The organism is Streptomyces sp. NPDC053079 (genome assembly GCF_044546695.1).
GTDB lineage: Bacteria > Actinomycetota > Actinomycetes > Streptomycetales > Streptomycetaceae > Streptomyces.
This window is the reverse complement of record NZ_JBITZJ010000006.1, coordinates 436,294-462,591: the sequence shown is the minus strand read 5'-3', so window position 1 is coordinate 462,591 and position 26,298 is coordinate 436,294. Positions and strand designations below refer to the sequence as shown.

Here is a 26,298-nt window from a genome sequence, read left to right as displayed (position 1 = left end):
TTGTGGTAAAGGCGACTTGGGAGGGTGGGTGGGTGGGAGAAAGCTTCTACCGCCCATTCCTTGAAAGCAGCGCTCGGGTCTCGGAGCTCGGGGCGTACCTCAGAAATGCCGCCCAGGCGGCGGGGGTTACGTCGAGTCTCGGAGCTCGGGGGTCGAGCTTCGAGTCACGTATGTGGACGGTGTGGGGGCAGGTGGCAACTTCGACGCAGGCACCGCCATCATCCCCGCTGTAGCTGGACTTGAACCAGTCCAGATCTTCATGACCCGATATTCGGGGTTCGTTGTTCACAGCTCTCCCAGCATCTTCTCCATCAAACCCACCGAGTCTTCAGGGGTGAGTGCCTGCGATCGCAGGATCGCAAAGCGCATGTTCAGAGCAGAGACCTCCTTGGGGCCCGTGTGCAGCACGCTGCCCATCGGCCCCTCGAAGTAGACGAGCCTCTGCTGATCCTGCGTCTCGACCAGCCACATGGCCCCATTGAGCCCGGCGTGAGTCTCGCGCTTCGTCGGCATGACCTGGAGGTCCACATTGCGTCGTTCGGTAATCTGCAACAGGTGTCGCAGCTGCCCGCGCATGATTTCCCTGCCGCCGATGGGCCGTTCCAGCGCGACCTGCTCGATCACCGCGCTGATCACCGGCATCGGGCTCCGGTCCAGCAACCGCTGGCGTTCCATACGAGCTGCCACCCGTTCCTCGATCTGCTCCTCGTCGAGGATCGGTCGGCTGCTCCGGAACACCACTCTCGCGTAGTCCTCCGTCTGGAACAGACCGGGGATCACATGGTTCTCGTAGACCCCGAGCTGGGCGCACTCCGCCTCGTACCGCGCATACTCCTCGAACCAATCCGGGAACCGGCTCTGCACAATGTGAGTAGCCGCATCCCGTAGCAGCCCACCGGCATCGCACAACAACTCGGCGGCGTCGATCAGTTGGAAGGACGGGCTCCGCCGCCCCTGCTCCACCGACTTCACCAGCTCCACCGAGTACCCGGCCTCCTGGGCCAGTTGCTCCCGGCTCACCCCCGCCCGCTTGCGCCAGCCCATCAGCTGACTACCGAACATCCGCATGGTCGCGGACCTGGTCTGCGCTTGCCTGTCGCCCGACATGTTTCTCCCCTCCGGGCCTTTCCCCGCCGGCCGCGTCTCACACGCAGGTTAGACACGATCACGCATCGTGTTCGGCCTAAACCGCGAATGACCACGCGATCCGGGCGCGTGCGTCCGTACGCCGTCGCGCGTTCCGTGCCGGACACGGACAGTAGAAGGAGGGGCGGCTCAGGGAGGCAGCGATGATGTACGACCGCAAGGCTGAGGCGGACATGCGGCTGTATTCGGAGAAGAAGGCGGCCGAGCTGGCGCAGAAGCGTCGCGAGGCCGAGGAGGCCCGGGCCCGGGCCGATGACGAGGCCGCCGAAGAGGCCGAAGCGGACGTCGAGGCCGACGGCGGCGAGGGCTAGGTCACCGCCGCGCCGAGAACCGCCCCGGCGGCACCGTCACCGGCCGGGGGCTCAGGCGCCGGTTCCGGACCCGGTCCCCAGGGACCTGAGGCCCAGCGGACCGGCGATCTCCGCCGCCATGACCCGCCCGGCCTCCTCGGCCAGCTGCTCGTCGGCCACCGCGTCCGTGTCGAGCCCGTCGAGCTCGTCCAGCGGCTGGTCGAGCCGTACGTGCGCGACGAGGGACTGCAGGGCGCGCAGACAGGCGGAGGCGGTGGGGCCCCAGTTGGAGAGGTAGGAGAACTGCCACCACCACAGGGCCTCGCTGACGCGGCCGTCGCGGTAGTGGGCCATGCCGTGCCGCAGGTCGGTGATGATGTCGGCGAGGTCGTCGGAGATGCGGGACGCCACGGGGGCGCTGCGCGGGACGTAGGGGTCGAAGACCTCGGAGTAGACGTCCACCGGATCGAGCATGGCCGCGAACCGCTCGCGCAGCTCGTCGACGTCCGGCTCGGGGCCGACGTCCGGCTCGTACCGCTCGTCCGGCAGGAAGTCCTCGTGCGCGCCGAGCCGGCCGCCGGTGAGGAGGAGCTGGGAGACCTCCAGCAGCAGGAAGGGCACGGCGCTGTCGGCCGCGTCGCCGCGGGAAACCTCGGCGACGGCCACGATGAAACTCTCGATCGAGTCGGCGACCGACACGGCGAAGTCGCCCGGGTCGCGCTTGGAGTCATGCAGCGTTGCGTCAGACATCGAGAAGTCTTCTCCCTTCGAAGGCACGCCCGAGCGTGACCTCGTCGGCATATTCAAGATCTCCACCAACAGGCAGACCACTGGCCAGCCGTGTGACCTTCATCCCCATCGGCTTCACCATGCGCGCAAGGTACGTGGCCGTGGCCTCGCCCTCGAGGTTGGGGTCGGTGGCCAGGATCAACTCGGTGACCGTGCCGTCCGCGAGCCGCGCCAGCAGCTCACGGATGCGCAGGTCGTCCGGGCCGACGCCCTCGATGGGGCTGATCGCCCCGCCGAGCACGTGGTACCGGCCGCGGAACTCTCGCGTCCGTTCAATGGCGACGACGTCCTTGGGCTCCTCCACGACGCAGATGACGGCGGGGTCGCGGCGCGGGTCCTGGCAGACCCGGCACCGCTCCTCCTGCGCCACGTTGCCGCAGACCGCGCAGAACCGGACCTTGGCCTTCACCTCGGTCAGCGCGTGGGCGAGCCGGCGGACGTCGGCCGGCTCCGCCTGGAGGATGTGGAACGCGATCCGCTGGGCGCTCTTGGGCCCGACGCCGGGCAGCCTGCCCAGTTCGTCGATGAGGTCCTGGACTACGCCTTCATACACGGATCGGGTTCTCCTTCTGCGATTGTCGGGGGCTCAGCCGCGGGTCAGAACGGCAGGCCGGGGATGCCGCCGCCCAGGCCCTGGGCGAGCGGGCCGAGCTTCTGCTGCTGCAGCTGCTGGGCGGTGGCGTTGGCGTCGCGCACGGCGGCGAGGACGAGGTCCGCGAGCGTCTCGGTGTCCTCGGGGTCGACGGCCTTGGGGTCGATGACCAGGCCCTGCAGCTCGCCGGCGCCGCTGACGGTGGCCTTCACCAGGCCGCCGCCGGCCGTGCCGTCGACGAGCGTGCGGGCCAGCTCTTCCTGGGCCGCGGCGAGGTCCTGCTGCATCTTCTGGGCCTGCTGGAGCAGCTGCTGCATGTTGGGCTGGCCACCACCGGGGATCACGGATTCGCTCCTGGCTGTCGACAACTATTTGCTTCGGTAGCCCGAGCCTACGTGCTCCCCGCGCGGCGCGCCCTACGCCGCAGGAACGAGAAAGGGAGCGCCCTGGAGCGTAGGAGGCGCTCCCCCGTCCGGCACCGGTCCGCTACTCGTTGGCGATCTCTTCGATGACCGTCGCGCCCAGTTCGCGGACGATCAGGTCATGGCCGGTGAGGGCGCTGTCGACGAGGTCGGGGTCGTCCTCGGCGGGTACGTCGTCCTCCGGGGCGACCGGCGGCGGCTCCGGCTCGCGGTGCTGCTGCGGGGGCCCGGCCGGGGGTGCGGACGGCGCCGGGCGCTGCTCCGGGCCGGGGGCGGGGGGCGCGGCGGGCCGGGGGGCGGCCGCGGGGGCCGGGGCCGGAGGGGAGTAGGCCGGGGGGGCGTAGGAGGAGGCAGCGGGGGCGCCGCCGCCGAAGCCACCGCCGCCGGGATTGCCGCCCGCGGAGGGGTCGACGACCGTTTCGGTCTTCCACTGCACGCCGAGGTCGCCCAGAGCCTGCCGCAGGACGTCCTCGCTGCCGCTGTTGACGAAGCTGTCGCGGGCTCCGGGGGTGGAGAAGGCGACCTGCAGGGTGGTGCCGTCGAAGCCGGCGACCTGGGCGTTCTGGCTGAGCAGGATCCACGTGAAACGTCGGCGGCCCTTGACCGCCTCCAGGATGTTCGGCCACATCTGCCGGGCCTGCGTCGCGTCGCCCTGCGGCTGCGGGGCGGCGGACGGGCCGCCCGCGTGCGGGGCAGCGGCGGGCGCGGGAGCCGGGGCCTGCGGTGCCGTGGCGGCGGTGGGCCAGGCACCGGCCTGGGGAGCCGCGGCGGGGGCTGAGGCGGCGGGCTTGGCGGCCGTGGGCCAGGCGCCCGCCTGGGGCGCGGGGGCGGCGGCCGGAGCCGCGGGGGCGGAGGGTGCCTGCGCGGGGGCGGGAGCCCCGGGGGCGGCCGCCGAGGGCCAGGCACCGGGCGCGGCGGGCGACGCCTCCTGCGGCGCGGCAGGGGCGTGCGGCGCGGCAGGAGCAGGCGTGGGCGCCGAGGCGCCGTTGACCGCCGCGCGGGCCGCGGCGGGCCCGGAAAGGCCCGCTGGCAGGCCCGCGGGCAGGCCTGCACCGGCTCCGCCGGGCGCGTGGGCCTCGGGCCCCGGGACGTACCCCATGGCCGGAGCACCCGCAGGGCCGGCGGCGGCGAATCCGCCGCGCTCGAGCCGGTCGAGGCGGGCCCGGACGGAGCGCTCGTCGTCGAAGGCGGCGGGCAGCAGCACGCGGGCGCAGATCAGCTCCAGCTGGAGCCGGGGCGAGGTGGCGCCGCGCATCTCCGTCAGGCCCTCGTTGACGAGGTCGGCGGCCCGGCTGAGCTCCCCGGGGCCGAAGACGGAGGCCTGGGCCTGCATGCGCTCCACGACGTCGACGGGGGCGTCGATGAGCCCCTTCTCGGCGGCGTCCGGCACGGCGGCGAGGATCACCAGGTCGCGCAGCCGCTCCAGCAGGTCGGCCACGAAGCGCCGGGGGTCGTTGCCGCCCTCGATGACGCGGTCGACGACCTCGAAGGCGGCGGCGCCGTCGCCCGCCGCGAAGGCGTCGACGACGGCGTCGAGCAGCGAGCCGTCCGTGTAGCCGAGGAGGGACGTCGCCATGGCATACGTCACACCGTCCTCGGTGGCGCCCGCGAGCAGCTGGTCCATCACGGACATCGAGTCACGCACGGACCCCGCGCCGGCCCGCACGACCAGCGGCAGCACCCCGTCCTCGACGGGGATGGCCTCCTGCTCGCACACCTGGCCCAGGTACTCGCGCAGGGTGCCCGGCGGGACGAGCCGGAACGGATAGTGATGGGTCCGCGACCGGATGGTCCCGATGACCTTCTCGGGCTCGGTGGTCGCGAAGATGAACTTGAGGTGCTCCGGCGGCTCCTCGACCACCTTCAGCAGGGCGTTGAAGCCCGCCGAGGTGACCATGTGCGCCTCGTCGATGATGTAGATCTTGTAGCGGCTGGAGGCGGGCCCGAAGAAGGCCTTCTCGCGCAGCTCACGGGCGTCGTCCACACCACCGTGGGAGGCGGCGTCGATCTCGATGACGTCGATCGAGCCGCGGCCGTTGCGCGCGAGGTCCTGGCAGGACTGGCACTCCCCGCAGGGGGTGGGCGTCGGCCCCTTCTCGCAGTTCAGGCAGCGCGCGAGGATGCGCGCGCTGGTCGTCTTGCCGCAGCCGCGCGGCCCGCTGAACAGGTAGGCGTGATTGACCCGGTTGTTGCGCAGCGCCTGCTGCAACGGGGTGGTGACATGCTCCTGCCCGATGACCTCGGCGAAGGACTCGGGGCGGTAGCGGCGGTAGAGCGCGAGGGACGACACGCCTACGACGATATCGGGCCCCACTGACAAGTGGCCTCGGTCACAGATTCCGGCCTCCCGCCGGCCCCGGAAACCCGCCCGGAAACACAAGGGCCCCCCACGTACCCGCCAGAGCCCACTTACCCTTGCTGCCTTCCGGCCCTGGGGGAGTTGGGTGAGATAGCGCCACGTGAGGGGCTTACCCCCACCCTAGCCGATCCGGGGCGGTGCTCGCGCCGCCTCCCCCACCTCCGGAGAAGGCGTTCGCGAGCACCCCTCGACGTCTTGTATTGTTTGCGGCGGAGGATTCGCCTAGAGGCCTAGGGCGCACGCTTGGAAAGCGTGTTGGGGGCAACCCCTCACGAGTTCGAATCTCGTATCCTCCGCCAGTGCCTCACCGGGCACGAACCGAAGGCCCCGACCGGGAAACCGGCCGGGGCCTTCGGCGTTCCCGGGTTGCAGTTGCTGCTAGCGGCCGTTCAAAACGGCGCGGCAGACGCTGCAGAACATGGCCGCGTCACGCCCGTACCGCCGCATCAGTTGTCCGCACTCCGCACACGGCCCCAGCTCCCACGGCGGGCACGCCAGCGCGGCGGAGGCCGCAGCGCGCTCGACCGGCGTGATCAACAGCGGACTCATAATCCGCTGCGCCGGCATCCGGGCCAGGGTGAAGCCTCCGGTCGGCTGGCCCAGGTCGCGGACGGGCCGTGCGTCGCTAACGAACCAGCCCTCCTCGCCCGCCCGACACGTCCGATCGATCTCCTGTTCGGCGAAAGTGATCTCATCGTCCTGCTCCTGGGGCTCCGCCGTGGGCAGGGGATCCGTCTGTCCGGTCATCTCCTGCCAGAGCCGACAGTCGGCCGCAGGCACCCACATGTGACGCCCGGCACGGCCGCCGCCCCGGTTCGGCACGTAAACCGGCACGCTGTCCCCCGTTGCGCTCGACAGCACCAGGTCTTCCAGCTGCACCGTCTTCTTCTCGGGGTGACAGAGCGCGGGCAGGAACCACTCGGAGTGAAGCTGCTCACAGTGACCGGCGCCGTCGGTGACGGGACAGACGCGAGGGCTGCTGGGGACGCACTTCCACGTCTGGAGGTATCGGTACCCGCCGCGGATCACCATTTCCCTACCGCCCGCGATCTCCTTCCACGGCATATCGTCCACTCGCGCCCAGGGCGCGCGATCGATCAGGGACGCCGTGCGGTCCTTCGCCACCCACAGAGGCGTGATCTGGTTCTGCACCGCATTGACCGACCGGCGGTGCACACTGCTGGGGCTGAGGTGGTGGTACTGGATCTCCCAGCCGATCCGAATTCCGCCCGGACCGGTGACCAGCGCGTCCGAGATGCTCCGACGGTTCGCTGTGGGCACCTCGGCGTCGGCCTCCAGGCCGTAGCGCGAGGCGGTCTCCACAATTCGCTCCTTGGTCGCCTTGTGCTGCTCGCTCTCGGCCGCTGTCGCCCTGTGCGTGACCGGCAGGTGGGAAGCGACCAGGGGACGACGGCCTCCGACGCGCCCTCGGCGGATAAACATCCACGGCGACTTCCCGCCCGCCTCGGACACACACTCGCGACCGTCGTGATGCGCGAGGCATTCGAGCAGCTGCGGATCACGCTCGGCGACGCTCGTAGTGATCTCCCGTAACAGATCGGGACGCCCCGGATGACCGAGGTCAGGCAGTGACAGATTGATCGCTATGCCATATCCGGTGTGCCACACCCCATTTGCCATCTCTCCACGATAGAAGCGGGCACTGACACTCAACAGGTCGTGGAAGGCACGGAGATGCCTCCGCATACGCCCACAGGCGGCGTCCTAAAAGCGGACCGACCCGCTGCCGGTTTCGGCAGAGGACCAGGACGTGTACGGGCCAGAGGAGCCCGCTGATCTTGTCGGCAACGTCCTGGAACACCCGCCCGGTGAGGGGCTGGCAACCCCGTTGCATACGAGCGGCCTTCCGGTCGGCCTTAGGTCCGCCCTCCCTCCCCGACCCCCGCACCCGACGGCCATCCATGCCTCAACACCCGCTCTTGTTCGGGCTGTCGAGTACCCTCCCGGAGAAGGCACGGGGGGCAGCGCATTCGCAAGCCGTCGGGAGCAAGGAGCCAGCAGTGGTTCGGGGTGGGTTGACGTGGTGGCAGTTATCGGACCTGCACTGGCCGGCCGATCCGTCCACGGAGCTGAAGCGGTACATCGACAACCTGCTGCGGCACCTCCGCGAGTCCGTGGCCGTCTCGGGGCGTCCCGACTTCGTCGTCTTCACCGGCGACATCGCATACTCGGGCCAGTCGAAGCAGTACGACTCGGCCGGCGAGCACCTCATCGCACCGCTGCGGGACCTGCTCGGCGAAGACGTCCCGCTGCTCTTCGTCCCGGGCAACCACGACATGGACCGTGACGAGGCGCTGATCAAGCAGAGCCGACTGATCACCGACCTGGCGGACCCGGCCGCTGTCGATGCCTTTCTCAGCAACTCGCGCAACCGCGCGAACTTCGCCGATCCTTTCCGTAGTTACTCCGACTTCGTGGCGCAGTGGGGCCCCACAGGGACCGACGACGCCTACCGCTGGACCCACACCATCACCGCGGCGGGACACAAGCTCACGGTCCTGGGCCTGAATTCGGCCTGGGCCGGCTTCTACCACGAGGCAGACGCCCCGACGGAGAGCGACCGCGGCCGGCTGCTGCTATCCATCGACCAGGCCCCGGAGCCGGCCGAGGACACCGACTTCACCCTCTTCGCCCAGCACCATCCGTTCGAGTGGCTGAACGAGGACGTCTGCGACCCGGCCATGCAGAGCCTGCGCCGGAACTACCAGATCGGGCTCTTCGGGCACGTCCACAGTCCGCGCGAGCTCGGACAGCTCAGCTCGCCCCACTCCACCGTCCTGCGCATTCCCTCGATGCTGCTGTTCGGACGGCCACACGGGGACGACTCTGCCCGCTACCCCCGTGGTTACAGCGTCGGTGCCATCGACGTCGCGACCGGCGAGTGCCGCGTGCAGTACTTCAAGTACGACAGCGTCTACTCACAGTCGTTCAAGGAGTTCACGGACGTCTACGCCGACAATGGGAGGCCGCCAACGGCCGTCCTCAAGTCACGCCGACCGGGTGCGGAGTCCGCGGCGCGAACGGGGACGGGGGCGCGCTCCCGGTTCGGCGACACGCTGCCGGAGATCACCCGCCTGCGCGAGCGGGTGCCGGAGCTCACCGACTGCGACCGCGAAGTGCGCCACAGCCTCGACATGCTCCAGGCGGCCGTCGAACTCGTGGACCGCCACGACGGCCTGGCGCCCTACCTCTTGGACGGCCCCTCGTTCGCGTTCGCGTACGTCCTCGCCGAGCTGTCGGTGGTCCGAGCTCACGCCGCTGGGGCGTTCAGGCGCAGGCCGACTTCAGCGTTGCCTCCCGGCTCAAGGAGGACGCGGCCCGGCTCGTGGGCGCCACGCCCGGCGGGGCGCCCGACCTGGCAGAGCTGCTCCGGGTGATCGACCACGTCAGCGTGGCGGAACCAAGCCGAATTCGGACCGTCGGCGACCTACGTCGCGACCCGGCTGCGAAGGCATACGCCTATCTTTGGGGCCTCGCCCGACTGACCCAACTCCTGGACAGTCCCAGTCTGATCGACGGCACCGGGGCAGCCGACCAACGCGGCCGCAACATACTCTCCGTGCACGTGGCCCCGAACGGCGGCGACGTCCTCGTGTTCGATCTCGCGGCCACCGAGCGCCGCACGTTCCACTTGGCCTCGGAGGCCCTGCACTCCATCCGTCGCTACTTCACCGAGTTGGACGACCTCTGGCGCAAGTGGCAGCTGATCCACCCGCTGCTGCGGTTTGAGCTGGACACGCCCAACTGGGTGGACCGGAGCATGAACCACCACGAGATCCGGGTAGACCCACGCCCGGTGACGGAGATCTTGATGGGTCAGGCGCTCTACGGCGACCGCCAGCACGTATGGCTTCGAGAGCTCATACAGAACGCCGTGGACGCCACGTCCATGCGTGCGAAGAGCGGCGAGGCCGACTACACCCCAGCTGTCCACGTCGAGCGGCGGAGCGAGCACGTCGTCGTCATCCGCGACAACGGCATCGGGATGACCTACCAGCAGGTGGTGAACCAGCTCTCGGTGCTTGGGCGCTCCGGCTGGCGGAGCTCCGCGGAGGCCCAGCAGCCCGCCGACATGCCAGCGTTCTTCGGGCGCTTCGGGATCGGGTTCGCCTCCGTCTTCAGCGCCGCCGCGGCGGTGGACGTCCGCACCCGCACATCGGGCAGCCGCCCCGTCGACGGCGTTCTGGTCCAGTTCACCGCCCCCGACCGGCCGTTCTACACGGACTTCACCACCTGCGACATCGGCACCGAGATCACCGTCACGCTGACCGAGCCGCTCAAGGCGTCTCAGTTCAGAGCCGCACTGCAGGACCTCTTCGCCTACCTGCCGGAATTCTTGCACGCTTCGCCCTTGCCGGGCATTCCGAGCTCCTTGGCCACGTTCTCGGCCGTCAGACGGCACGGAAGCGCGCTGGCCGACTGGGACGTCCTCACCCGCGAGGGCCGCGCCCAGCTCGGGACCCACGAGGTCGGCTTCAAGGTCGAGCTCCTGCACGATCCCAAGCCGCACTGCCGTAAGAGCGGACGCGACGCGAAAACGCCCGAGTTCAGTGCCATCGGCTTTACCTCGCTGACGTTCTCCGCCGACGGGGTCCGCATCAGCGAGCGCAAGGGACTGCGCCCATCGAAGGACAGAGATTCATCCAGGTACTACGCGACCAGCCTGGACCTGAATCTTAGCGGTCTCTACCTGACCATCGACTTCGCCCGCGATCACGCGCCGGTCCTGGCGTCTCGGAACGAACTCGGGGCGGCTGAGGATCTCCAGGACGAGATCGAGCAGCTCCTCGTCAAGGAACTCGTCCACCTCGTCCCCGATTTGGTCCGAGCGGCGGGCGCCAGTGCCCGCGGGCCGGAGGACCGCCGCCGCGCGATCATCCAAGCTCTCACCGACGTCTTCCGGCCCAGGGCCGGCTACCCGTGGGACACCACGTTCCATCAGATCCCCAAGCTGAACCGGGCCTGCGCCCAGGCGTACTTCGCGAACTGCCCCGTGCTGGTCAACTCAGCCGACGGCACCGTGCGCCACGTGCCGCTGTCAGAGGTCGATCCGCAGGTCTGCTCGATCGCCGTGGCGAAGGGGCTCACAGAAACCCCGGTCTTCCCCGCCTTCGTCCGGGCCGAGCAGATCGACGAGTGGCTGGTCGCGATGAACGACAGTGAGTTGGCCCTGCTCAAGCAGGCATGGCCGCACGACGCTTCGCTCAAGACCGTCTACTCGGCCTCGCACCTCACCGAGAACTTCCAGGCCGTCTTGCCCGAGTCCCGCACCGGCAGCCTGTGGAGGCTCCTGCGTTCGGACTATGCGCTCTCCGAGAGCACAGCGTTCGGCCCGTCCCTCTCCCTTCCCCTGCCCCGGCTACGCGGTGCGAGGTCGGTCACCCGGGTCCAGGGCATCGAGCGTCGCCGCGCCCAGACCTCGACGACCGAACGGCCCCGGGTGTTCCTCAACTCCGCCCATCCGGTCATCCGAGCGCTGGAGGCGTCCTTGGGCCGCAGTGACGGCGAGCCCTCGGCCGACCGGGCGGTCACCGCGATCCTGGACAGCCTCTGCGAACAGGTCATCGACGAGACCCGCATCACTGTGAGGCGGAGCCGGTGGCGCATGATCCAGGAGGAGCTAGCGCGCCTCACTGGCGACGACTTCACCCACCTGGCCGTCGAAGACCTCTGAGCGCCGGTGGGACCGCCCCGCCTGCCGGGCCGTCCCACCGAGCCAGCGCGGCAGCGCACCACCCACGCACCTCACCGTCCCTGGAACCGGCCGCCTGCGCGGCCACACAGCGGAAGGCATCACCCATGCCCCTCGGACGCCGGATCGAGGACCTCAAGCTCTCCTCTCTCACGGTCGGCAGGGTGCGGCCGGAGGACCGGCTCGCCACCGTCACCGCCCTGTTCACCCACGCCGAGCGCTACACCATCGAGGCGATCGACTGGTACCTCACCAAGCGCAGGCGCCCCGCACAGTGGTCGCGGCTGCTGCGGAGCGTCGCCGTCGGCGCCGCGGTGTTCGGCGGCATCATCCCGCTCGTCCACGGAGCGTCACCCGACCTGATCACTCCCGACTGGGGATTCGTCCTCCTCGCGATCGGTGCCGGGTGCGTGCTCTTCGACCGGGTCTTCGGCCACTCGACCTCCTGGAGCCGGTTCGCGCGGACCGGGATCGCCCTCCAGCACGCGCTGGCCCGCGCCCAGTCCGAATGGGTCACCGTGCTGGTGACGCTCGATCCCGCCCAGCCCAGGAAGGAGGAGTTGCGGGAGCTTCTCGCCGTGGTCGAGCGCCTGCACAGCAAGGTGCACGAGACCATGCAGGAGGAGACGTCCGGCTGGATCGGCTACCTAGCCGAGGGTCTGGATGAGCTGAACTCGACCACAGTGACACGCAGTTCGCGCGGCGCCGCGCCCGGGCAGATGACCGGAGCCTCATAAGGTCTGCCTCTTTGGTTATTTGCGGAGCCAGATGAGGATGGCCGTGAGGTGGACTGCAGCCTGGCAGGCGATGGCGAGTTGGTCGGTGCGCATTGCCAGGCCGCGCCACTGCTTTAGGCGGCCGATGAAGCGCTCGACCGCGTTCCGTGACCGTCGGTGGGTGGGCCCAGCCTCACTGACCCAGGTGGACCTTGGGTCACGCCGCCGCGCTCCGAAGCCAAGACCTCCATCTCGCCCCGCGCGACCCCCATCACACCAGCCGCCCCTCCAGCCCGTCGAGGAGGCACTGGAGGCCGAAGCCGAACGTGTCGTCCGGGGCTTCCGCGTAGTCGGCGGAGTCGATGCGGGACCGCAGGCGCGGGAAGCGGGAGGCGGTTTCGGCGGCCTCCTTCATCGTGGCGGCGAAGACCTCCTGCGCGTCGCCGCCGTCGCGCTCGATCCGGCGGGTCAGCGAGGCGGTGGCGGCCGCGCCGGAGGCGTTGCCGAGGACGTAGGTGAAGACGGAGGCGGCGGCCAGGTCGGCCTGGGGGCCGGTGAAGCCGGCCTTCTCGTAGACGGCGAGGTTGTGGTCGTCGTGGCGGGCCTTGCCGGCGCCGTGGAAGAGGTGGGTCGCGAAGGCCTGCACGAGCCAGGGGTGCCGGGCGAACATCGCGTACAGGTCGGTGGCCATGGCGGTGGCCGCGGTGCGCCAGTCGACGGTGTCGAGGTCCGGCAGCCGGATCTCGTCCCAGACCTGGTCGCCGGCGAGCGTGACCAGGTTGTCCTTGTTCTTGACGTGCCAGTAGACGGCGGTGGCGGCCGAGTTCAGGCGCTGGCCGAGGCTGCGCATGTTGAGGCCCTCCAGGCCGTCCGCGTCGAGGAGTTCGACGGCGGTCCTGACGATCTGTTCCCGGGTCAGCGTGTCGCGTGGCATGCGCTCACGATAGGTCACCGCGACCCCGTCTTGCACAAAGTTCAAGAGATCACTTGCACAGTGTTCAAGTCGGCCTCTACAGTTCTTCACGTCGGGACTTGAACTAAGTGCAAGTCCTCGGTGGAACGTCCACCGGCCCTGAGAAGGAGAAGCCCCCGTGAACACGCTCGCCGCCGTCGCCCAGATCCTCGTCGCCGCCGCCTTCGCGAGCATCCCCCTGCTGCGCCACCGCTTCGGCGGCGCCGCCAAGGCCGCGGCCGTCGCCGAGCTGCGGCGCCAGGGCGTGCGTCCGCCCGTCCTGGAGGAGAACGGGCTGCGCTTCGACGCGAGCGGCCACGAGTGGTGGGCGCCCGGGAGCTTCGCCGCCGCCATGCTCACCGCCGCCGCCCTCAACCTGGCCGGCAACCCCTGGGGCACCACCCTGACCTGGGTCTTCTCCTCGATCGCGCTCCTGGCGAACATCGCCATCCTGCAGAGCCAGCTCGGCGCCGTGAAGTCCGTCCGGGCCGCCTTCCGGCGCAAGGGCGACGCCGAGCTCCTGCGGGTCGACGTCCCCGCCTTCCTCGAGGCCGCCGAGGGCGCCTTCCCCGCCTGGACCCGCGTCCTGCAGAACGTCCGCCACACCGTCGTCTTCGCCGGCTCCGCCCTCGCCCTGGCCCTCGTCTCCCTCTAGAGGCCGGCACCCCCTCCGACCTCGGTGTGCGGAGTTCTCGAACAGTCCTTGGGCTGCGGCCGGGCCGCTTCGAGACTGGGCGTGCCGTCGGAAGAGAGGAACGAAGCATGTCCCGACGCCATACGCTCCTCGGGTTGTTCGTCGTGGTCATCTGGGGTGCGAACTTCGTGGTGATCGATACGGGCCTCGAGTCCTTCCCACCACTGCTCTTCGCCGCCCTGCGCTTCACGTTCGTAGCCCTTCCCGCAGTGTTCTTCATCGGGGCGCCGGGCGCTCCCTGGAAACTGGTGGCCCTCGTCGGGCTCTTCCAGGGGGCCGGCCAGTTCGGGCTGCTCTTCGTCGGCATGAACCTCGGAGTCCCGCCGGGGCTCGCCTCGCTCGTGCTGCAGGGACAGGCCGCGTTCACCGTGCTCTTCGCCTATCTGGTGCTGCGCGAGAAGCCGGGGCGGATCCCGGTGACCGGCGTGCTGGCCGGCGTGGCCGGGCTCGCGGTCATCGCGCTCGGTTCCGGATCGTCGCCGGCCGGGGCGCTGCTGGTCGTCATCGCCGCGGGCGCCTGCTGGGCGGCGGCCAACATCACCACGCGGATCGCCCAGCCCGACAGCGGCTTCAAGCTGACCATCTGGTCGGCGCTGGCGGCCCCCGTGCCCCTGGCCCTGCTCTCCCTCGTCTTCGAGGGGCCCTCGCGCGACGCCCACGCGCTCACCCACCTCACCTGGCAGGGCATCGGCTCCCTGGCCTTCACCGTGGTGCTCTCCACGATCGTCGCCTTCGGCATCTGGGCGTCGCTGCTGAAGACGTACCCGGCCGCGCGCGTGGGGTCGCTGTCGCTGCTGGTGCCGGTCGTGGGCGTCGCCACCGCCTGGCTGGTCCAGGACGAGGTGCCGACGGCCGCCGAAGGGGCGGGCGGCGTGCTCATCCTCGCCGGTGTCGTCGCCGTCGTCCGGCAGGACGCCGTCCGCGCCCTGGGGCGCCGCTTCTCCCGTAGCTCACCACCTCAGCAGGAGCACCAGACACACGATCCGGCGGCGCGACCGCAGTCGGCGACGAAGGGATAGCCATGAGCGTTCAGGAACACCGCACGGAGGCACCAGGCCTCGCGAACCCGGTCGTGAGCGGGCTGCGCGACGTGGGCTGGGCCGCCGGGGACATCGACACCGCCCTCGGCACGCCCGTCACCGGCACCGCCGAGTGGGACGCCTTCACCGCCTCCTGGGAGGACCTCGCACGGGACCCCTTCATGGCGGACGGCGGCGACTACCGGCTGCGGCGCTACTCCGAGTTCGACTGCACCGCCGACGAGGTGCGCCTGCTGCCCCACAAGGCCTACGAGCAGGCCAAGGAGATCAACCGCCTCAACGGCGGGGTGCCGCGGCTCTTCGAGCCCTTCTCCGACCGGGTCGCCCACGGCCCCGTCGCCCACACCCTGCTCTCCTGGTGCGCACGGCAGCTGGACGAGACCGAGGACCGGGGGCCGCGGACCTGGTACGCCCAGGTCTTCCAGAACCGGATACTCGCCCGGCCCGGCACGGCCGGCAAGCCCACGCCGGAGGGCGTGCACCACGACGGCGTCGACTACGTCTTCACCGTGGTGATCGACCGCAAGGGCATCACGGGCGGGACGAGTTCGCTGTACGAGGCGCTGCCCGACGGGCGGCACGGCAAGCGGATCGTCAGCGTGGAGATGGCCCCGCCCGGCGGGTTCCTCTTCAACGACGACGTGCGGACGATGCACGGAGTGACCCCCGTGGTCCCGGCCGACGGGGAGAGCGAGGGGTACCGGGACACCTTCATCGCCGTCCTGAGCAGACGGCCCTGAACCCGCCCCGACCATCATTTCGGCAGAGCCGAATCCCCTGGGCCCGTCTCAGGGACCGGAACGGGCAAGGTCGGGCATCCGGGGCAATCCCCCATCGAGCTATCGATCTCTTCGAACATTCGTTGGCTACGGCATCCGGGCGGGCGAGGGTGATCACCCAGCGCCCGCCCGGCTCCGCCGATCAGGGTGTTGACCTGTGCAGACGACCGAGGAGATCTTCATGTCCACGATGACGTCGGAGAGCCTGGCTGCCGGCCGGACCATCACGGAGGCCGATGTCACGGCCGCCTTCCCGCAGGACGGGCAGGCACCGGACCTCCCCACGAGGCTGGCCCTGCTGCGCCGGCTGCACGACCACTACCTCGCCTACATGGGCGGCCCCGAGACGTTCCTCAACGTCCCGCGGCTGAACGCCGACCCCCAGCTCGCCGCCGTCGAGGAGGCCTGGCTCCGCTGGGAGGACTCCCAGGTGGACGAGGCACAACTGCCGAAGACCGCTGCGGAGTTCCGCACCTGGTTCCTGGACGTCGCCGAGCGCCACGTCCAGCCGGAGTTCTGCCGGTACCTCGCCGAGGAGGCCACCCTCAGCGAGATCGCCCTGTTCTTCATGGCCGAGGAGCTCGTCGACAGCAAGTTCGACGACCTGATGGCCATGGTGCAGATCGGCACCGCGGGCGTCACCAAGCTCACCATCGCGGAGAACTACTGGGACGAGATGGGCGAGGGCAAGCTCGACCAGATGCACACGCGGATGTTCGAGCACTCCGCCCAGTACATGCGCAAGCAGCTCGCCGAGCGCTCCGTCGCCATGTCCGAACTGCACTCCACCGAGGTGTACGAGAACGCCTGCCTGCTGCTGATGTACGGAATCCACCGCCACCTCGTGCCGCGCGCACTCGGTGCGATGGGCGTACTGGAGCAGAGCGCCTCGCCGCGCTTCCAGGCGATGGTCGACGGCTGCACACGGCTCGGGGTCCCCGAGGACGTCATCGAATACCAGCGCATCCACGTCCACGTGGACGCCGACCACGGCGCCGAATGGTTCGACGGCGTGTTCGTGCCCCTGGTGGACCGCTCGCCGGAACTGCTGCGCGAGATCAGCCTCGGCGTCGTCACCCGCATCCGGGTCGCCAACGCCTACTACAACCGCATATGGCAGCAGATGAAGGGCGTGCGCTAAGCATGGCCACCCCCACCGTGGAGCACACCGGCAGCGGGGCCGATCCGCTGTTCAGGCGAGGCCGGGTGTCCGCCCGGGACGAGCGTGTGTTCATCGGCAAACTGGCCCTGTGCGCGGCGCTCGTGGCGGGCGGCGCGTTCCTGGCCACACGGGATTCCTGGCCCGCCGTGGCGGCCGGGGTCCTGGTACTGGCGGCCGTGTACACCCACGCGGTCGAACTGCAGCACCAGGCCCTGCACCACTCGGCGTTCCGCCGCCCCGGCCCCCACCGCTGGGTGGGCGTGGTGCTGGGAGCCCCGATGCTCGTGTCCTACTCCCATTACCGCGTGCGGCACTTGCAGCACCACCGCAATCTCGGAACGCCCGAGGACACCGAATTCTTCGGCTTCGACACCCGCCAGGGCGTCACATGGAAGGGCATGCTGCGCGGGCTCTTCGACGTGGTGCGGCTCGCCCGGACCGGCGTGGAGATCTGGCGGGCCTACCGGGGCACCTGGTCGTACGCGTTCGGGCAGATCTCGCCGAAGGCCCAGCGGGCGGTGATCGGCGAGTACCGGATGATGGGCGCCCTGATCGCGGCGGCCGCCGTTCTGTGCGCCCTGGGCGAGTGGCCGCTCGTGCTCACCCTGTGGGTGCTGCCGATGCTCGTGGGACAGCCACTGCACTTCCTGGTGGAGCTGCCCGAGCACCTGCTGTGCGAGACCGACAGCCTGGACGTCCTGCGCAACACCCGTTCCATCAAGGGCAGCAGGATCAGCTCCTGGTACACCAACGGCAACAACTTCCACGTCGAGCACCACGCGGCGATGTCCGTACCGATCAACCGGCTGCGCGACCGGCACGACGAGGTACAGCGCCGCGGCGCCTATGTGGTGCGCAGCTACCCGGCCTTCTACTGGTCGGTGGCGAAGGAACTGGCCTCCCGCAAACCCAGCGCGGTGTGAGCGTGGAAGCCGACTCCTTCTACCACGAGGGCAGCCGCCGGCTGCAGCGGCAGCTGGGCACCGAAGCGCTGGCGACGCACATCGCCGAGCGCTATGTGACGGCTCACCTCATGGACGAACACATCGGGTGGGTCCGTGGCGCCGACGCGGTCTATCTGGCCACGGTGGATCCCGCGGGCCGCCCGGAGTGCTCGTACAAGGGAGGGCTGCCCGGATTCCTCCGGGTGCCCGATTCCCGGACGCTGGAGATTCCCAGTTACGACGGGAACGGCATGTACCGCACCCTGGGCAACGCCATGGCGGCGCCCGGGGTGGGGCTGCTCTTCCTCTTCCCCGAACTGCCCGCGAAACTGCGGGTGAACGGCGACGGCGAGGTGCTCACCGACGCCGATTCCCTCGCCGCGCACCCCGGGGCCGAGGCGGTCCTGCGGGTACGGATCCGGGAGGTCTTCGAGAACTGTCCCCGATATCTGCACGACCGGGCGGCGGGTACGCATTCCGCGCACTGCCCCCGGCCCGACTACCGGCCACCGGAGCCGGCGTGGAAGCAGAAACCCGAATACGAGGGCCTGTTGCCGACAGTCGGCAGGCAGCCTCGATGAGACCCGACGAGAACTGACGCGAAGACGACTGTTCCGCCCCGCCCCCGCTGCTACCGTCGCGCCACCGGAAACAGGTATGACGGAAGAGGCATAGAGCATGACCAGTATTTCCGCTCTGCGGACACTGCGGGAGCTGCGCCGACTCGGTTCCGTGCACGCGGTGGCGCAGGCCATGCACCTGGCGCCCTCCTCGGTGTCCCAGCGCATCAAGGGACTCGGGGAGGAATGCGGGATGCCTCTCTTCGAACGCAGCGGCCGGGGCGGCCGGTTGACCGATACCGGGGAGGCGGTGGCGGAACTCGCCGAAAAGATCACACACCAGTGGGAACGAGGCATGGTCAACATCAGGAACGGCATCGCCCAGGCGCCCCGCCGGTCGGTGAGCATAGGGGCCTTCCCCTCGGCGCTCACCGGCTGTGTGCTGCCGGCCGCGGAGCGACTGCGGGGACAGAACCAATTCCAGGTGGAACTGCTGGAAGTGGACCCGCGCGGGGCGGCCAGCCAGGTGGAGCACGCCGAACTGGACATGGTGCTCACCCTCGGCGAGATCCTCGACGTGGACCAGTCGCTCGACCCCCGGCTGACCGTGCGCGAACTGTGGCGCGAGCCCTTCGGTCTGGTGCTGCCCCGGGCCTTCGCCGCGGCGGGCGACCCGATGGCGCACATCCGCAGCTACGCGGACGTGCCGTGGGTGCTGCCCCGGCGCGGTTCCGCCTGCGACCTCATGGTCGGCCGGCACCTGGCCCGCCTCGGCATCAGGCCGAGGGTGGTGGCCCGCTCGGACGACTGGTCGCTGGTGCAGCGCATGGCCAGTGCGACCCAGGCCGTGGCGCTCGTGCCGGTGACCTGCGTCGAGGAGGAGCGCTGCGACATACGGGTCGCTCCCGTGCGGCGTACGGAGCTGCTGGAGCGCACCGTGGTGGCCCTGGAGTCCGTGGAGTCGGCCGGGTCTCGGTGGCTCCCCGCCGTACGGGCCGAGCTCGACCGTTCGGCGGAGGCGCTGATCGACCACATACAGGACCGGCTGCCGACCATCGTGACCTGACCGGCGCCGGGCCCCGGCGGGGGCCCGGCGGCCGGCCTACTTCTTCAGCGAGCAGGTGGCCTCGGCCGTCCTGGACGGGTCGCTCTCCGAGCGCGCGGTCAGCGTGACCTTGCCGCTTCGCTCCGCGCCCGGTTTCGCGGTCACGGCGACGTCGACCGGGACCGTGGCGCCGGCCGCGGCGGCCGTGAGCCTGCTGGGCAACCAGGCGGACCAGCCGCGCCCGGAGGCCGTCGCCGACAGTCGGTAGACATCGGAGGACAGGTCCGGGGCGACGGTCCCGGGGTGGCCGCCCCGGCCGGGCGGGGCGTTCTGCCCGGTGTTGGCGAGCGCGAAGGTGCACAGGGCCCGGCCGGCGGGCTTGCCCTTCGCGGTGCCCAGGCCGAGGGCGAGCCCGCGCCGCTGCGGTCCCGCGCCGTCCAGCGACTTGACGCCGACGCTGTAGGAGAGCACTCCGGCGGCGTCGCGGCGTACGTCGAGGACGTAGAAGTGCAGCCGGTTGGCCCGGTCGACGTACTCGTACGAGCTGCCGGAGTCGGCGCCCGCGTGGAAGAGCGCGTCGCTGAGCTGCCGGTAGTCCCCCATGGTGATCTTCTGCGGGGTGCCGTCGGGGCGCTTGAAGTCCGTCAGGCCGATGTCCTCGGGGTGCGCGTCGATCACCCAGGCGAACGGGGCGCGGTCCGCGTTCTTGGTCTTGCCGATCAGCACGCCGTTGTCCGGGGTGAAGGAGTCCATGCCCATGCGGTCGACGACCTCGAGCGTGTAGTTCTCGTAGCCGCCGCCGTCGCACAGCGGGTCGGTCGTCCGGTCGCAGGCCGGGGACAGGTCGCGGCCCATGGTGATGTTGACGCCGGCCAGTCCCTTCTCGCCCGGGGGCGCCGAGCGGGCGGTGACGCGGGCGACGACGAGGCCGGAGCCCTTGAGGGCGTCGCGGTCGAGGCGCAGGACGTTCTTGTCGTCGACGATGCCGAGCTTGAGCTTGTCGCGCAGGACGTGCTGGGCGCCCATCGAGCCGCCGGCGGCCGCGGGGACCTGCCAGCGGGTGTGCGGGCCTCCGGGGCCGTTGAACGAGCCGCGGGAGAGCATGCCCCAGATGCCGGTGTAGGCGCGGCTCAAGGGCGTGCCGTAGGGGTTGTTGTAGTTGTCGCCGATGCCCAGGATGTGGCTGAGTTCATGGGCGAACGTGGCCATGCCGGAGCTCTCGGCCTGGGTGGACGAGCCGTTCGCGGCGTTCGGCCAGATGCGGGCGGCCGCCTGCCAGGACGTCCACGGTACGTAGCGGGTCCTGGCGGCGTTGCCCCCGGAGGGGGTGGGGGACGGCGGGCCCCAGGCGGCCGGCACGTCCTGTGCGGTCGCGAACTTCATCTGCCCGAACTCCTGCCAGGCGGAGGACTCGTCCACACCGGCGGTCAGGTAGAAGACGAAGTCGAACCGGCCCGCCTTGTCGGCCCCCACGTCGGCGACCCACGCCGCCTTGCCGTCGGCGCGGATGTTCTTGCCGCAGACGTCGCCGCTCGGGCAGGCGCCGGGGTTCATGTCGGGCTCGATGCCGTACTGGTAGGACTTGAACGGCATGCGGTAGACGCCGAAGGCGGCCAGGTCGACGCCGACGCGGCCGCCGGAGTCCTCCATCCAGTACTCGTTGATGGTGTGGCCGTGGTTGAGGGTGCCGGGCTTGTTCAGGAAGTCCTGGTAGAACCCGGGCAGCCGCTCGCGGGGGACACGGGAAGCGGCGGGCAGCGGATTGCCGAAGATGCTCGAGCCCGGCGGCCTGCTGACCGAGAACTCCTCGTCGGGGTAGTCCAGGAGCACCAGGGCGCCCTTGAACATGCGCTTCGTGGGCTTGACGGCCGGGTTCGCCCAGTCGGTGCCGGGGACGGGGCGGTACTCCGCCCACGTCATGTCGTCGGGGTTGCGCCAGCGCTGCGGGTCGACCGGCTGCACCAGCGGCGGCCGGCCCCGCTGCGCGGCGCCCGGTAACGCCCCGGCGGGCCCGGCGGCGAGGGCGGCCAGGACGCCGAACAGCAGGGCGACGACGGCTGGGCGGCGTAATCGGGAGACGCGTCTGCGGCGGGGGAACAAGACTCACCTCTTGTCTGAACGCATCGGACGAGGGCAGGGCAAGTCGTTCGAGTGGGCGGGCCCACCGCGGTTCAAGGTACGGCGGAGGGGGACGGGACGCCAGAGTGCGAACGAGGCGTTTGTGACGCCAGTACGCCCCTGAAGACGTCAGTCCCCCATCACGACGTCAGTCCCCCATGAAGACGATGCGCCGGGACGGCGCCGCCGCGCCCTGGGCGGCGGCGGAGGAGGTCGCCGTGCGGCCGGCGGGGATGGCGCGCTCGCGGCCCCAGGCGCGGATGTCCTCGATCTGCTCGGGGTTGGTGCGGATCAGCGGGGCGGTGTTGGCGAACTTGTCGAGGACGAACGACGGCTTCAGCGCCGCCACCCCTCCGCCCAGGTGCACCTCCGCCCCGACCTCGTGGAGGGCCGCCTCGATGTCCGCTCCCGCGAAGCCGTCGGAGAGGTCCACGAGCTGGTCGGTCTGGTCCGGGGACGGCTCGGTGCCGACGTAGCGGCGGTAGTAGAGCTCGATGATCTCCTTGCGGTCCCGGGCGTCGGGCAGGTCGACGAAGAACAGCTCGTCGAACCGGCCCTTGCGCAGCAGCTCCGGCGGCAGGCTGCGGACGTCGTTGGCCGTGGCGACGACGAAGGCGCGGGAGCCGGACTCCTGGAGCCAGAACAGGAACTGGCCGATGACCCGCTGCTGGACGCCCGAGTGGTCGCCCTGGCCCGCCAGCCCCTTCTCGATCTCGTCGATCCACAGGATGCAGGGGGCGACGCGGTCGGCGGTCTGCAGCGCCTCCCGGAGCCGGCCCTCGGACTCGCCCAGGTACTTGCCGTGGATGGAGGCCATGTCGAGCCGGTACAGCGGCAGCCGCCACTGCGAGGCGATGGCCTTGGCCGAGAGCGACTTGCCGCAGCCGGGCACGCCGACCAGGAGCACGCCGCGCGGCGGGCGCAGGTTCGTGCCCCGCAGGTCGGCGTGCATGAGTTCGTGCTTGCGCCGCAGCCAGTCCCGCAGGTTCGTCAGGCCCCCGACCGCGTAGTCGGACTCCTTGAGGTCGACCTTCTCCAGGCCGGTGAGATCGCTGAAGATGCGGTCCTTGGAACGGGCCAGCCGCAGGATGTCCTCCTGGCCCACCGCGCCCTTCGCCACCAGCGTGGCCAGCAGGTTGACGGCCTCGCCCTCCGTCACCCCGAGCAGGAACTCGGCGGCCCGCCGGGCGTCGGCCTCGTTCCAGGAGATGGGCACGACGCCCTCGTGGTCGTCGAGGAAGCCACGGATCGTCGCGTACATCTCGTCGGCGTCCGGCAGGTCCAGGGCCATGCTCATGCCCAGACGCTGGAGCCCGCTCCAGATGGGCTTGTCGGTGATCAGCACGACGCTGCCGGCGTTGGCGTCGGCGAGCCGGGCCAGCTCGGCGACGTAGCGGGTGAACTCCGTGTCCTGCTCGAGGTCGTCGGGGTCGACGAGGACCAGCGTGGCGTTGGGGCGGCTGGTGAACTGCGCGGCCGCGTACTCCATCGCGCCGACCAGGGAACGGTCGTCCTGCACCGTGCTGTTGGACCGCAGCTCCCGCAGGCCGGTGGCGCGCGTGTAGATCCAGAAAGGCATTCCGGACCGCCGCGGCTGCATCGCCACTTCCTTCACCAGGCGCAGCGCCCGCGGCTGCTCGATGGTGCGCAGCGCGATCACCGGGACGCGTGCGATCAGGTAGTTGTCCAGGTCGTCCCGGCACTCGGAATAGTTCGACATCTGCTGGCTGGCCTTCGCTGACTTCAGAGGTTGGTGATGACGCGGCGACGGGCGGGCGTCGTGGGGTCGTGGTCCCATCCGGAGGTGCGCACGCCGCCCTGCCCGCCGGCGGCGGCCGCCGGCGGTTCACCGACGACCGCGGTCAGCGGGTTGTCGCGCAGGGTGCGCAGGCGCGCCTCGCCGCGGCGCGGGTCGTGGTGCTCCCGTGCGTCGCGTTCCTGGTCGTGCTGGAGGGTGCGGATCTGGCGGTCCACCACGTCGGTCAGGCCGGCGCGCACCTCCTCCGGCAGCCCCGGGTGGGCGGCGAGGGCCCGTACGGCGTGCAGGCCGCTACGGGCCTGGGCCAGCGCCTTGCCGGCCGAGAACTCGTCGCCGCACGCCGACAGCGCCGCCGTGAGCGCGTCGGCCCATGACTGCAGGCGCGTCTGGAGGGCGTCGCCGATCCGGCGCATGAGCCGCTCCCAGGCGTCCGGGGGGAAGTCCTCCGCCCGGAGCGCGGGGAGGGCGGCCGCTTCGGTGTCGGGGGCGCCCGTCGCCCATCGCTCCAGGTGGCCGGCCCACACGTCGTAGGCGCCGCCCCCGCCACCCCACAGGAACGTCACAGTCCGCTTCCCGGGCGGCGGACCACGATCTCCCCCGGAGGCAGGGGCTCCCAGTCCGGGAGGTCCGCCACCAGCCGGCGCAGCCGGGAGGTGACCTGCTCGGCAGCCGGCTTCACCGGTGCGGACCAAGGGTTGCCCGCCGAGGGGCGCCGCACCGCTCCGATGCCCTGCCCGTACCCGTCCGTCGTCATGCGCTTCCCTCCGCGGTGCCGCTCACGACGCGGCCGTCGTACGGCGACGCGCCGTGCTGCGCGGTCGCCAGTTCCTTGATCAGCTCCCGTGCCTTCGGCATCAGGGCGTCCGCCTCCTGGTAGCGGCTCTGCCAGTCCCGCAGCTCGGCGTACGCGCCCCGCAGGTGCAGGACCGAGTCGTGCTTGGCGGCCTCGAGGGTGACGCGGACGTTGTGCTGGTGCTTCCGGGCCCGGTCGGCGTTCTGGTAGAGGACGCCGCCCCAGATACCGAAGACGATCAGCGCCGCGATGATCGCGAACCAGGCGTTCAGCCCCATGAAGAGCAGGAGCACGGCCCCGGACACCGCCGCGGGGCCGATCAGCTTCCTCTTCAGCGGGTAGGCCAGCGATGCGATCAGCGCGGCGGTGTGGTGGTCCCAGTGGGCCACCAGGGAGTGCTCCAGCTGATCCGGGGGCGTGGTGAACGACCCGGTCCACGGCGGCAGGTTGAACGTCTGGGCGCCCAGCGAGTGCTGGGTGGCGAAGTGGGCCTGGACGTCGGCCGGCACCGACGCCTGGTAGTCACGGCTGAAGCCCGCGTGGGCCCGGGCGAACCAGTCGGCGCAGGCCGCGACGGACAGCCGCTGCGTGGCCGGGGAGGCGCCGATCGCCGCCGGGGTCAGGGCGGAGGTCGTCTGGACGGTGAGGTAGTCCAGCGTCTCCTCCAGGGCCGCGTGGTCGAGGTCCGCGGCCTTGCGGGCCGCGTCCTCGTCCCCGCCGTGGGAGATCACCGCTTCCTGGTAGGCCAGTTCGCGGCGGTGCGGCAGCTCCTCGGTGTCGTACTCCGAGACCAGCCGGTCCAGGATGTCGTCGACGGCGTCCTCCAGCCGCTGCGACGGACGGTCCTCGCGGGCCAGCATGGCGCTGTACTTGTCGAGGAGCGCCCGCTGGGCCCGGGCGGCGCCGAGCGCGGCGTCCAGCTGCGCCCACTGCGGGGAGACGGCCGCCAGCCGCGGGAACTCCTGCTGGGCCGACGGCCCCCGCAGCGACTCGACCTCGGCCCGCCAGCGGGCCACCTGTGCGTCGTCGGCCGACTCGTCGTCGAGCAGCGCCTCGCGCCACTGGGCCAGCGTCGTGCGCAGCAGCTCCCGGCCCGCGCCGCCGAAGGCGCCCTGGGAGATCGACTCCAGGATCACCGCGAACTCGCGGCCGAGCTCGGCCGGGTTCTGCGCGCGGAGGTAGTGCCGCAGCCAGCGCACGGACGTCTCCTGCCGGCCCTGCCGGCGCAGGACCAGCGCGAAGAGCAGCGACGTACGCGCCGGGGAGCGGCGGAACGCCTCCTCCACCGCGCGGTCGCACAGCGAGCGGTCGTCCGCCGACCAGGCGGCCAGCGCCACCAGGGCGGGGGCGAGCCAGTACCGCGGCGACTGGATCATCAGCTCGTCGCTGACGTTGCGGACGACCTCCTCCGAGACCAGCCCGGTGTCGAACGCCTGGAGCATGCCCACGGCCGTGCGGCGGACCTTCTTGTGGTGGCCGAACTCGTGCTGGATCTTGTCCTGCACGACGCCGACGCGCGTCTGGGCCAGCTGGACGTTGGCCGTCAGCTTCGTCTGCCGCGCGAAGGCGAGGAACTCGTCCCGCAGCTGCTGGAGTTCGCCGCGCGCCTGCTGGGTGGCGGCTCCTACGGCGTTGACCTGCCCGGACACGGCGCCGACCTGCTCCTGCAGCTGCACCACGAGCCGATTGACCCGGTCCACCTGGGAGCGCAGGACGTGGTCCACTTCGGACATGTCTCCCCCTTCCTCGTTCCGTTCGTCAGTGCGTGGCGCTCCGGGGAGAGCGCGGTGTGTTGCCGTCCGCGGCCGTCAGGGCCGGACGACGGTGCCGTCCTCGAGCACGGGCAGGAGCGTGCCGCTCGCGTAGACCTCGACGTACGCGTAATGGCCCGTGCGCACCAGCATCCGCGCCCCCGAGAAGGGGTCCGGCATGGGCTGACCGGGGGCGAAGTGGTCGATGATCTCGTGCAGGAGGCTCAGCCTGTGGTCCACGTAGGGCGGGCCGAGGTGGCACTGGGCGACGAAGCCGATCGGTACGTCGCCGAACGCGTCGGCGTACTCGTCGCGGATGCGGCCGGTCAGCTCCCGGAAGGCGGCGGCGTCGAGGCGCGCGTCCAGCCGGCGCACCGCGTCGCGCAGCCCCTGGCCGCGCGGTCCGTAGCGCTCGCGCGCCGGGCGCGGGGCGGCGGCCGGAGCCGTGGTGCGCGCGGTCGCGGGGCTCTTCGGGCCGGCGGCGCCGAAGGCCGGGCGGACCACCCGGCGCGGTCGCTCGATGGATCCCATGGTTCCCCCGATGTCATGGGTACGCGTGATGCAGAAGGTAATCAGGTGACCACAGTGGTCGTTGACGGATCGCCAGTATGGCGAAAGATCGGCCACCGTGGGAGCCGGAACCGGAATGCGCCCGGAGAAAGCCCCGAAGGCGA

The 26,298-nt window shown here is 70.7% G+C and carries 25 protein-coding genes, 1 tRNA gene, 1 other RNA gene and 1 pseudogene; 12 read left to right on the top strand and 16 right to left on the bottom strand.

Going from position 1 to position 26,298, the window contains the following annotated elements:
• Nucleotides 1-46 precede the first annotated feature (46 nt).
• Nucleotides 47-289 carry a DUF397 domain-containing protein gene (locus ACIGXW_RS24395; RefSeq protein WP_399574998.1) on the bottom strand — a complete coding sequence of 81 codons (243 nt, stop codon included), beginning with the start codon at nt 287-289 and terminating at the stop codon, nt 47-49.
• Nucleotides 286-1,107, bottom strand: coding sequence for a helix-turn-helix domain-containing protein (locus tag ACIGXW_RS24390; protein WP_399574997.1), 822 nt, complete (start codon nt 1,105-1,107; stop codon nt 286-288). The genes ACIGXW_RS24395 and ACIGXW_RS24390 overlap by 4 nt, the downstream gene beginning before the upstream one ends.
• Nucleotides 1,108-1,289: 182 nt before the next feature.
• Here ACIGXW_RS24390 and ACIGXW_RS24385 point away from each other — a divergent pair, with 182 nt between their 5' ends.
• Nucleotides 1,290-1,457 (top strand): hypothetical protein, encoded by a 168-nt coding sequence (locus tag ACIGXW_RS24385; protein ID WP_399574996.1) that lies wholly within the window; start codon nt 1,290-1,292, stop codon nt 1,455-1,457.
• A gap of 51 nt (nt 1,458-1,508) precedes the next feature.
• Here ACIGXW_RS24385 and ACIGXW_RS24380 read toward each other — a convergent pair whose 3' ends face one another.
• From ACIGXW_RS24380 to ffs, 5 genes are all read right to left on the bottom strand, one after another.
• On the bottom strand, nt 1,509-2,186 hold the full coding sequence (locus ACIGXW_RS24380; protein ID WP_399574995.1) for a DUF5063 domain-containing protein: 678 nt from the start codon (nt 2,184-2,186) through the stop codon (nt 1,509-1,511).
• Entirely contained in the window at nt 2,179-2,778 is a 600-nt protein-coding gene (gene recR / locus ACIGXW_RS24375) for a recombination mediator RecR (protein ID WP_071963900.1), read from the bottom strand. The genes ACIGXW_RS24380 and recR overlap by 8 nt, the downstream gene beginning before the upstream one ends.
• A 44-nt stretch (nt 2,779-2,822) precedes the next feature.
• On the bottom strand, nt 2,823-3,161 hold the full coding sequence (locus ACIGXW_RS24370; RefSeq protein WP_399574994.1) for a YbaB/EbfC family nucleoid-associated protein: 339 nt from the start codon (nt 3,159-3,161) through the stop codon (nt 2,823-2,825).
• A gap of 142 nt (nt 3,162-3,303) precedes the next feature.
• Nucleotides 3,304-5,529 (bottom strand): DNA polymerase III subunit gamma and tau, encoded by a 2,226-nt coding sequence (locus tag ACIGXW_RS24365; RefSeq protein ID WP_399574993.1) that lies wholly within the window; start codon nt 5,527-5,529, stop codon nt 3,304-3,306.
• Nucleotides 5,530-5,615: 86 nt separating this feature from the next.
• Nucleotides 5,616-5,710, bottom strand: an RNA gene (gene ffs, locus ACIGXW_RS24360) — signal recognition particle sRNA small type.
• A gap of 99 nt (nt 5,711-5,809) precedes the next feature.
• Between ffs and ACIGXW_RS24355 the strand changes: the two genes are divergently transcribed.
• Nucleotides 5,810-5,897 (top strand) — tRNA-Ser (locus ACIGXW_RS24355).
• A 79-nt stretch (nt 5,898-5,976) separates the two neighbouring features.
• Here the strand turns inward: ACIGXW_RS24355 and ACIGXW_RS24350 are convergent.
• Nucleotides 5,977-7,239: a hypothetical protein gene (locus ACIGXW_RS24350; RefSeq protein WP_399574992.1), complete on the bottom strand. Its 1,263-nt coding sequence runs from the start codon at nt 7,237-7,239 to the stop codon at nt 5,977-5,979.
• Between the two features lie 380 nt (nt 7,240-7,619).
• Between ACIGXW_RS24350 and ACIGXW_RS24345 the strand changes: the two genes are divergently transcribed.
• From ACIGXW_RS24345 to ACIGXW_RS24335, 3 genes are all read left to right on the top strand, one after another.
• The gene (locus tag ACIGXW_RS24345) at nt 7,620-8,996 is read left to right on the top strand and encodes a metallophosphoesterase family protein (protein WP_399574991.1); all 1,377 of its coding nucleotides are present in this window, start codon (nt 7,620-7,622) and stop codon (nt 8,994-8,996) included.
• A gap of 182 nt (nt 8,997-9,178) precedes the next feature.
• The gene (locus tag ACIGXW_RS24340) at nt 9,179-11,293 is read left to right on the top strand and encodes an ATP-binding protein (protein ID WP_399574990.1); all 2,115 of its coding nucleotides are present in this window, start codon (nt 9,179-9,181) and stop codon (nt 11,291-11,293) included.
• A gap of 125 nt (nt 11,294-11,418) precedes the next feature.
• Nucleotides 11,419-12,048, top strand: coding sequence for an SLATT domain-containing protein (locus tag ACIGXW_RS24335; RefSeq protein ID WP_399574989.1), 630 nt, complete (start codon nt 11,419-11,421; stop codon nt 12,046-12,048).
• A gap of 15 nt (nt 12,049-12,063) precedes the next feature.
• On the opposite strand, the pseudogene ACIGXW_RS24330 reads toward ACIGXW_RS24335, so the two are convergent.
• Nucleotides 12,064-12,201 (bottom strand): annotated as a pseudogene (locus tag ACIGXW_RS24330) (IS5/IS1182 family transposase); the annotation flags it as partial.
• Between the two features lie 97 nt (nt 12,202-12,298).
• On the bottom strand, nt 12,299-12,961 hold the full coding sequence (locus ACIGXW_RS24325; RefSeq protein WP_399574988.1) for a TetR/AcrR family transcriptional regulator: 663 nt from the start codon (nt 12,959-12,961) through the stop codon (nt 12,299-12,301).
• A 157-nt stretch (nt 12,962-13,118) separates the two neighbouring features.
• On the opposite strand from ACIGXW_RS24325, the gene ACIGXW_RS24320 reads away from it, so the two are divergent.
• The 7 genes from ACIGXW_RS24320 (at nt 13,119) to ACIGXW_RS24290 (ending at nt 19,224) form a co-directional block, all read left to right on the top strand.
• Nucleotides 13,119-13,634, top strand: a complete 516-nt coding sequence (locus tag ACIGXW_RS24320) for a hypothetical protein (protein WP_399574987.1) — start codon at nt 13,119-13,121, stop codon at nt 13,632-13,634.
• A gap of 107 nt (nt 13,635-13,741) precedes the next feature.
• Complete coding sequence (locus ACIGXW_RS24315; RefSeq protein ID WP_399574986.1) at nt 13,742-14,692, top strand: EamA family transporter; 951 nt, start codon at nt 13,742-13,744, stop codon at nt 14,690-14,692.
• Between the two features lie 2 nt (nt 14,693-14,694).
• The gene (locus ACIGXW_RS24310; protein WP_399574985.1) at nt 14,695-15,453 is read left to right on the top strand and encodes a 2OG-Fe dioxygenase family protein; all 759 of its coding nucleotides are present in this window, start codon (nt 14,695-14,697) and stop codon (nt 15,451-15,453) included.
• A gap of 220 nt (nt 15,454-15,673) precedes the next feature.
• Nucleotides 15,674-16,633, top strand: coding sequence for an iron-containing redox enzyme family protein (locus tag ACIGXW_RS24305; protein ID WP_399574984.1), 960 nt, complete (start codon nt 15,674-15,676; stop codon nt 16,631-16,633).
• Between the two features lie 2 nt (nt 16,634-16,635).
• A complete protein-coding gene (locus ACIGXW_RS24300; RefSeq protein ID WP_399574983.1) occupies nt 16,636-17,577 on the top strand; it encodes a fatty acid desaturase family protein in 942 nt (313 codons plus the stop codon).
• Nucleotides 17,574-18,179 (top strand): pyridoxamine 5'-phosphate oxidase family protein, encoded by a 606-nt coding sequence (locus ACIGXW_RS24295; RefSeq protein WP_399574982.1) that lies wholly within the window; start codon nt 17,574-17,576, stop codon nt 18,177-18,179. The genes ACIGXW_RS24300 and ACIGXW_RS24295 overlap by 4 nt, the downstream gene beginning before the upstream one ends.
• A gap of 97 nt (nt 18,180-18,276) precedes the next feature.
• The gene (locus tag ACIGXW_RS24290; RefSeq protein ID WP_399574981.1) at nt 18,277-19,224 is read left to right on the top strand and encodes a LysR family transcriptional regulator; all 948 of its coding nucleotides are present in this window, start codon (nt 18,277-18,279) and stop codon (nt 19,222-19,224) included.
• 36 nt (nt 19,225-19,260) lie between these two features.
• Here the strand turns inward: ACIGXW_RS24290 and ACIGXW_RS24285 are convergent, their stop codons facing one another.
• From ACIGXW_RS24285 to ACIGXW_RS24260, 6 genes are all read right to left on the bottom strand, one after another.
• On the bottom strand, nt 19,261-21,303 hold the full coding sequence (locus tag ACIGXW_RS24285) for a M6 family metalloprotease domain-containing protein (RefSeq protein WP_399574980.1): 2,043 nt from the start codon (nt 21,301-21,303) through the stop codon (nt 19,261-19,263).
• 166 nt (nt 21,304-21,469) lie between these two features.
• Complete coding sequence (locus ACIGXW_RS24280; protein WP_399574979.1) at nt 21,470-23,041, bottom strand: ATP-binding protein; 1,572 nt, start codon at nt 23,039-23,041, stop codon at nt 21,470-21,472.
• Nucleotides 23,042-23,064: 23 nt separating this feature from the next.
• Nucleotides 23,065-23,643, bottom strand: coding sequence for a hypothetical protein (locus tag ACIGXW_RS24275; protein ID WP_399574978.1), 579 nt, complete (start codon nt 23,641-23,643; stop codon nt 23,065-23,067).
• A complete protein-coding gene (locus ACIGXW_RS24270) occupies nt 23,640-23,834 on the bottom strand; it encodes a hypothetical protein (protein WP_071964682.1) in 195 nt (64 codons plus the stop codon). The genes ACIGXW_RS24275 and ACIGXW_RS24270 overlap by 4 nt, the downstream gene beginning before the upstream one ends.
• Nucleotides 23,831-25,606 carry a hypothetical protein gene (locus tag ACIGXW_RS24265; protein ID WP_399574977.1) on the bottom strand — a complete coding sequence of 592 codons (1,776 nt, stop codon included), beginning with the start codon at nt 25,604-25,606 and terminating at the stop codon, nt 23,831-23,833. Before ACIGXW_RS24265 ends, ACIGXW_RS24270 begins: the two co-directional genes overlap by 4 nt.
• Before the next feature lie 75 nt (nt 25,607-25,681).
• Nucleotides 25,682-26,155 (bottom strand): hypothetical protein, encoded by a 474-nt coding sequence (locus tag ACIGXW_RS24260; protein ID WP_399574976.1) that lies wholly within the window; start codon nt 26,153-26,155, stop codon nt 25,682-25,684.
• Nucleotides 26,156-26,298: the final 143 nt, after the last annotated feature.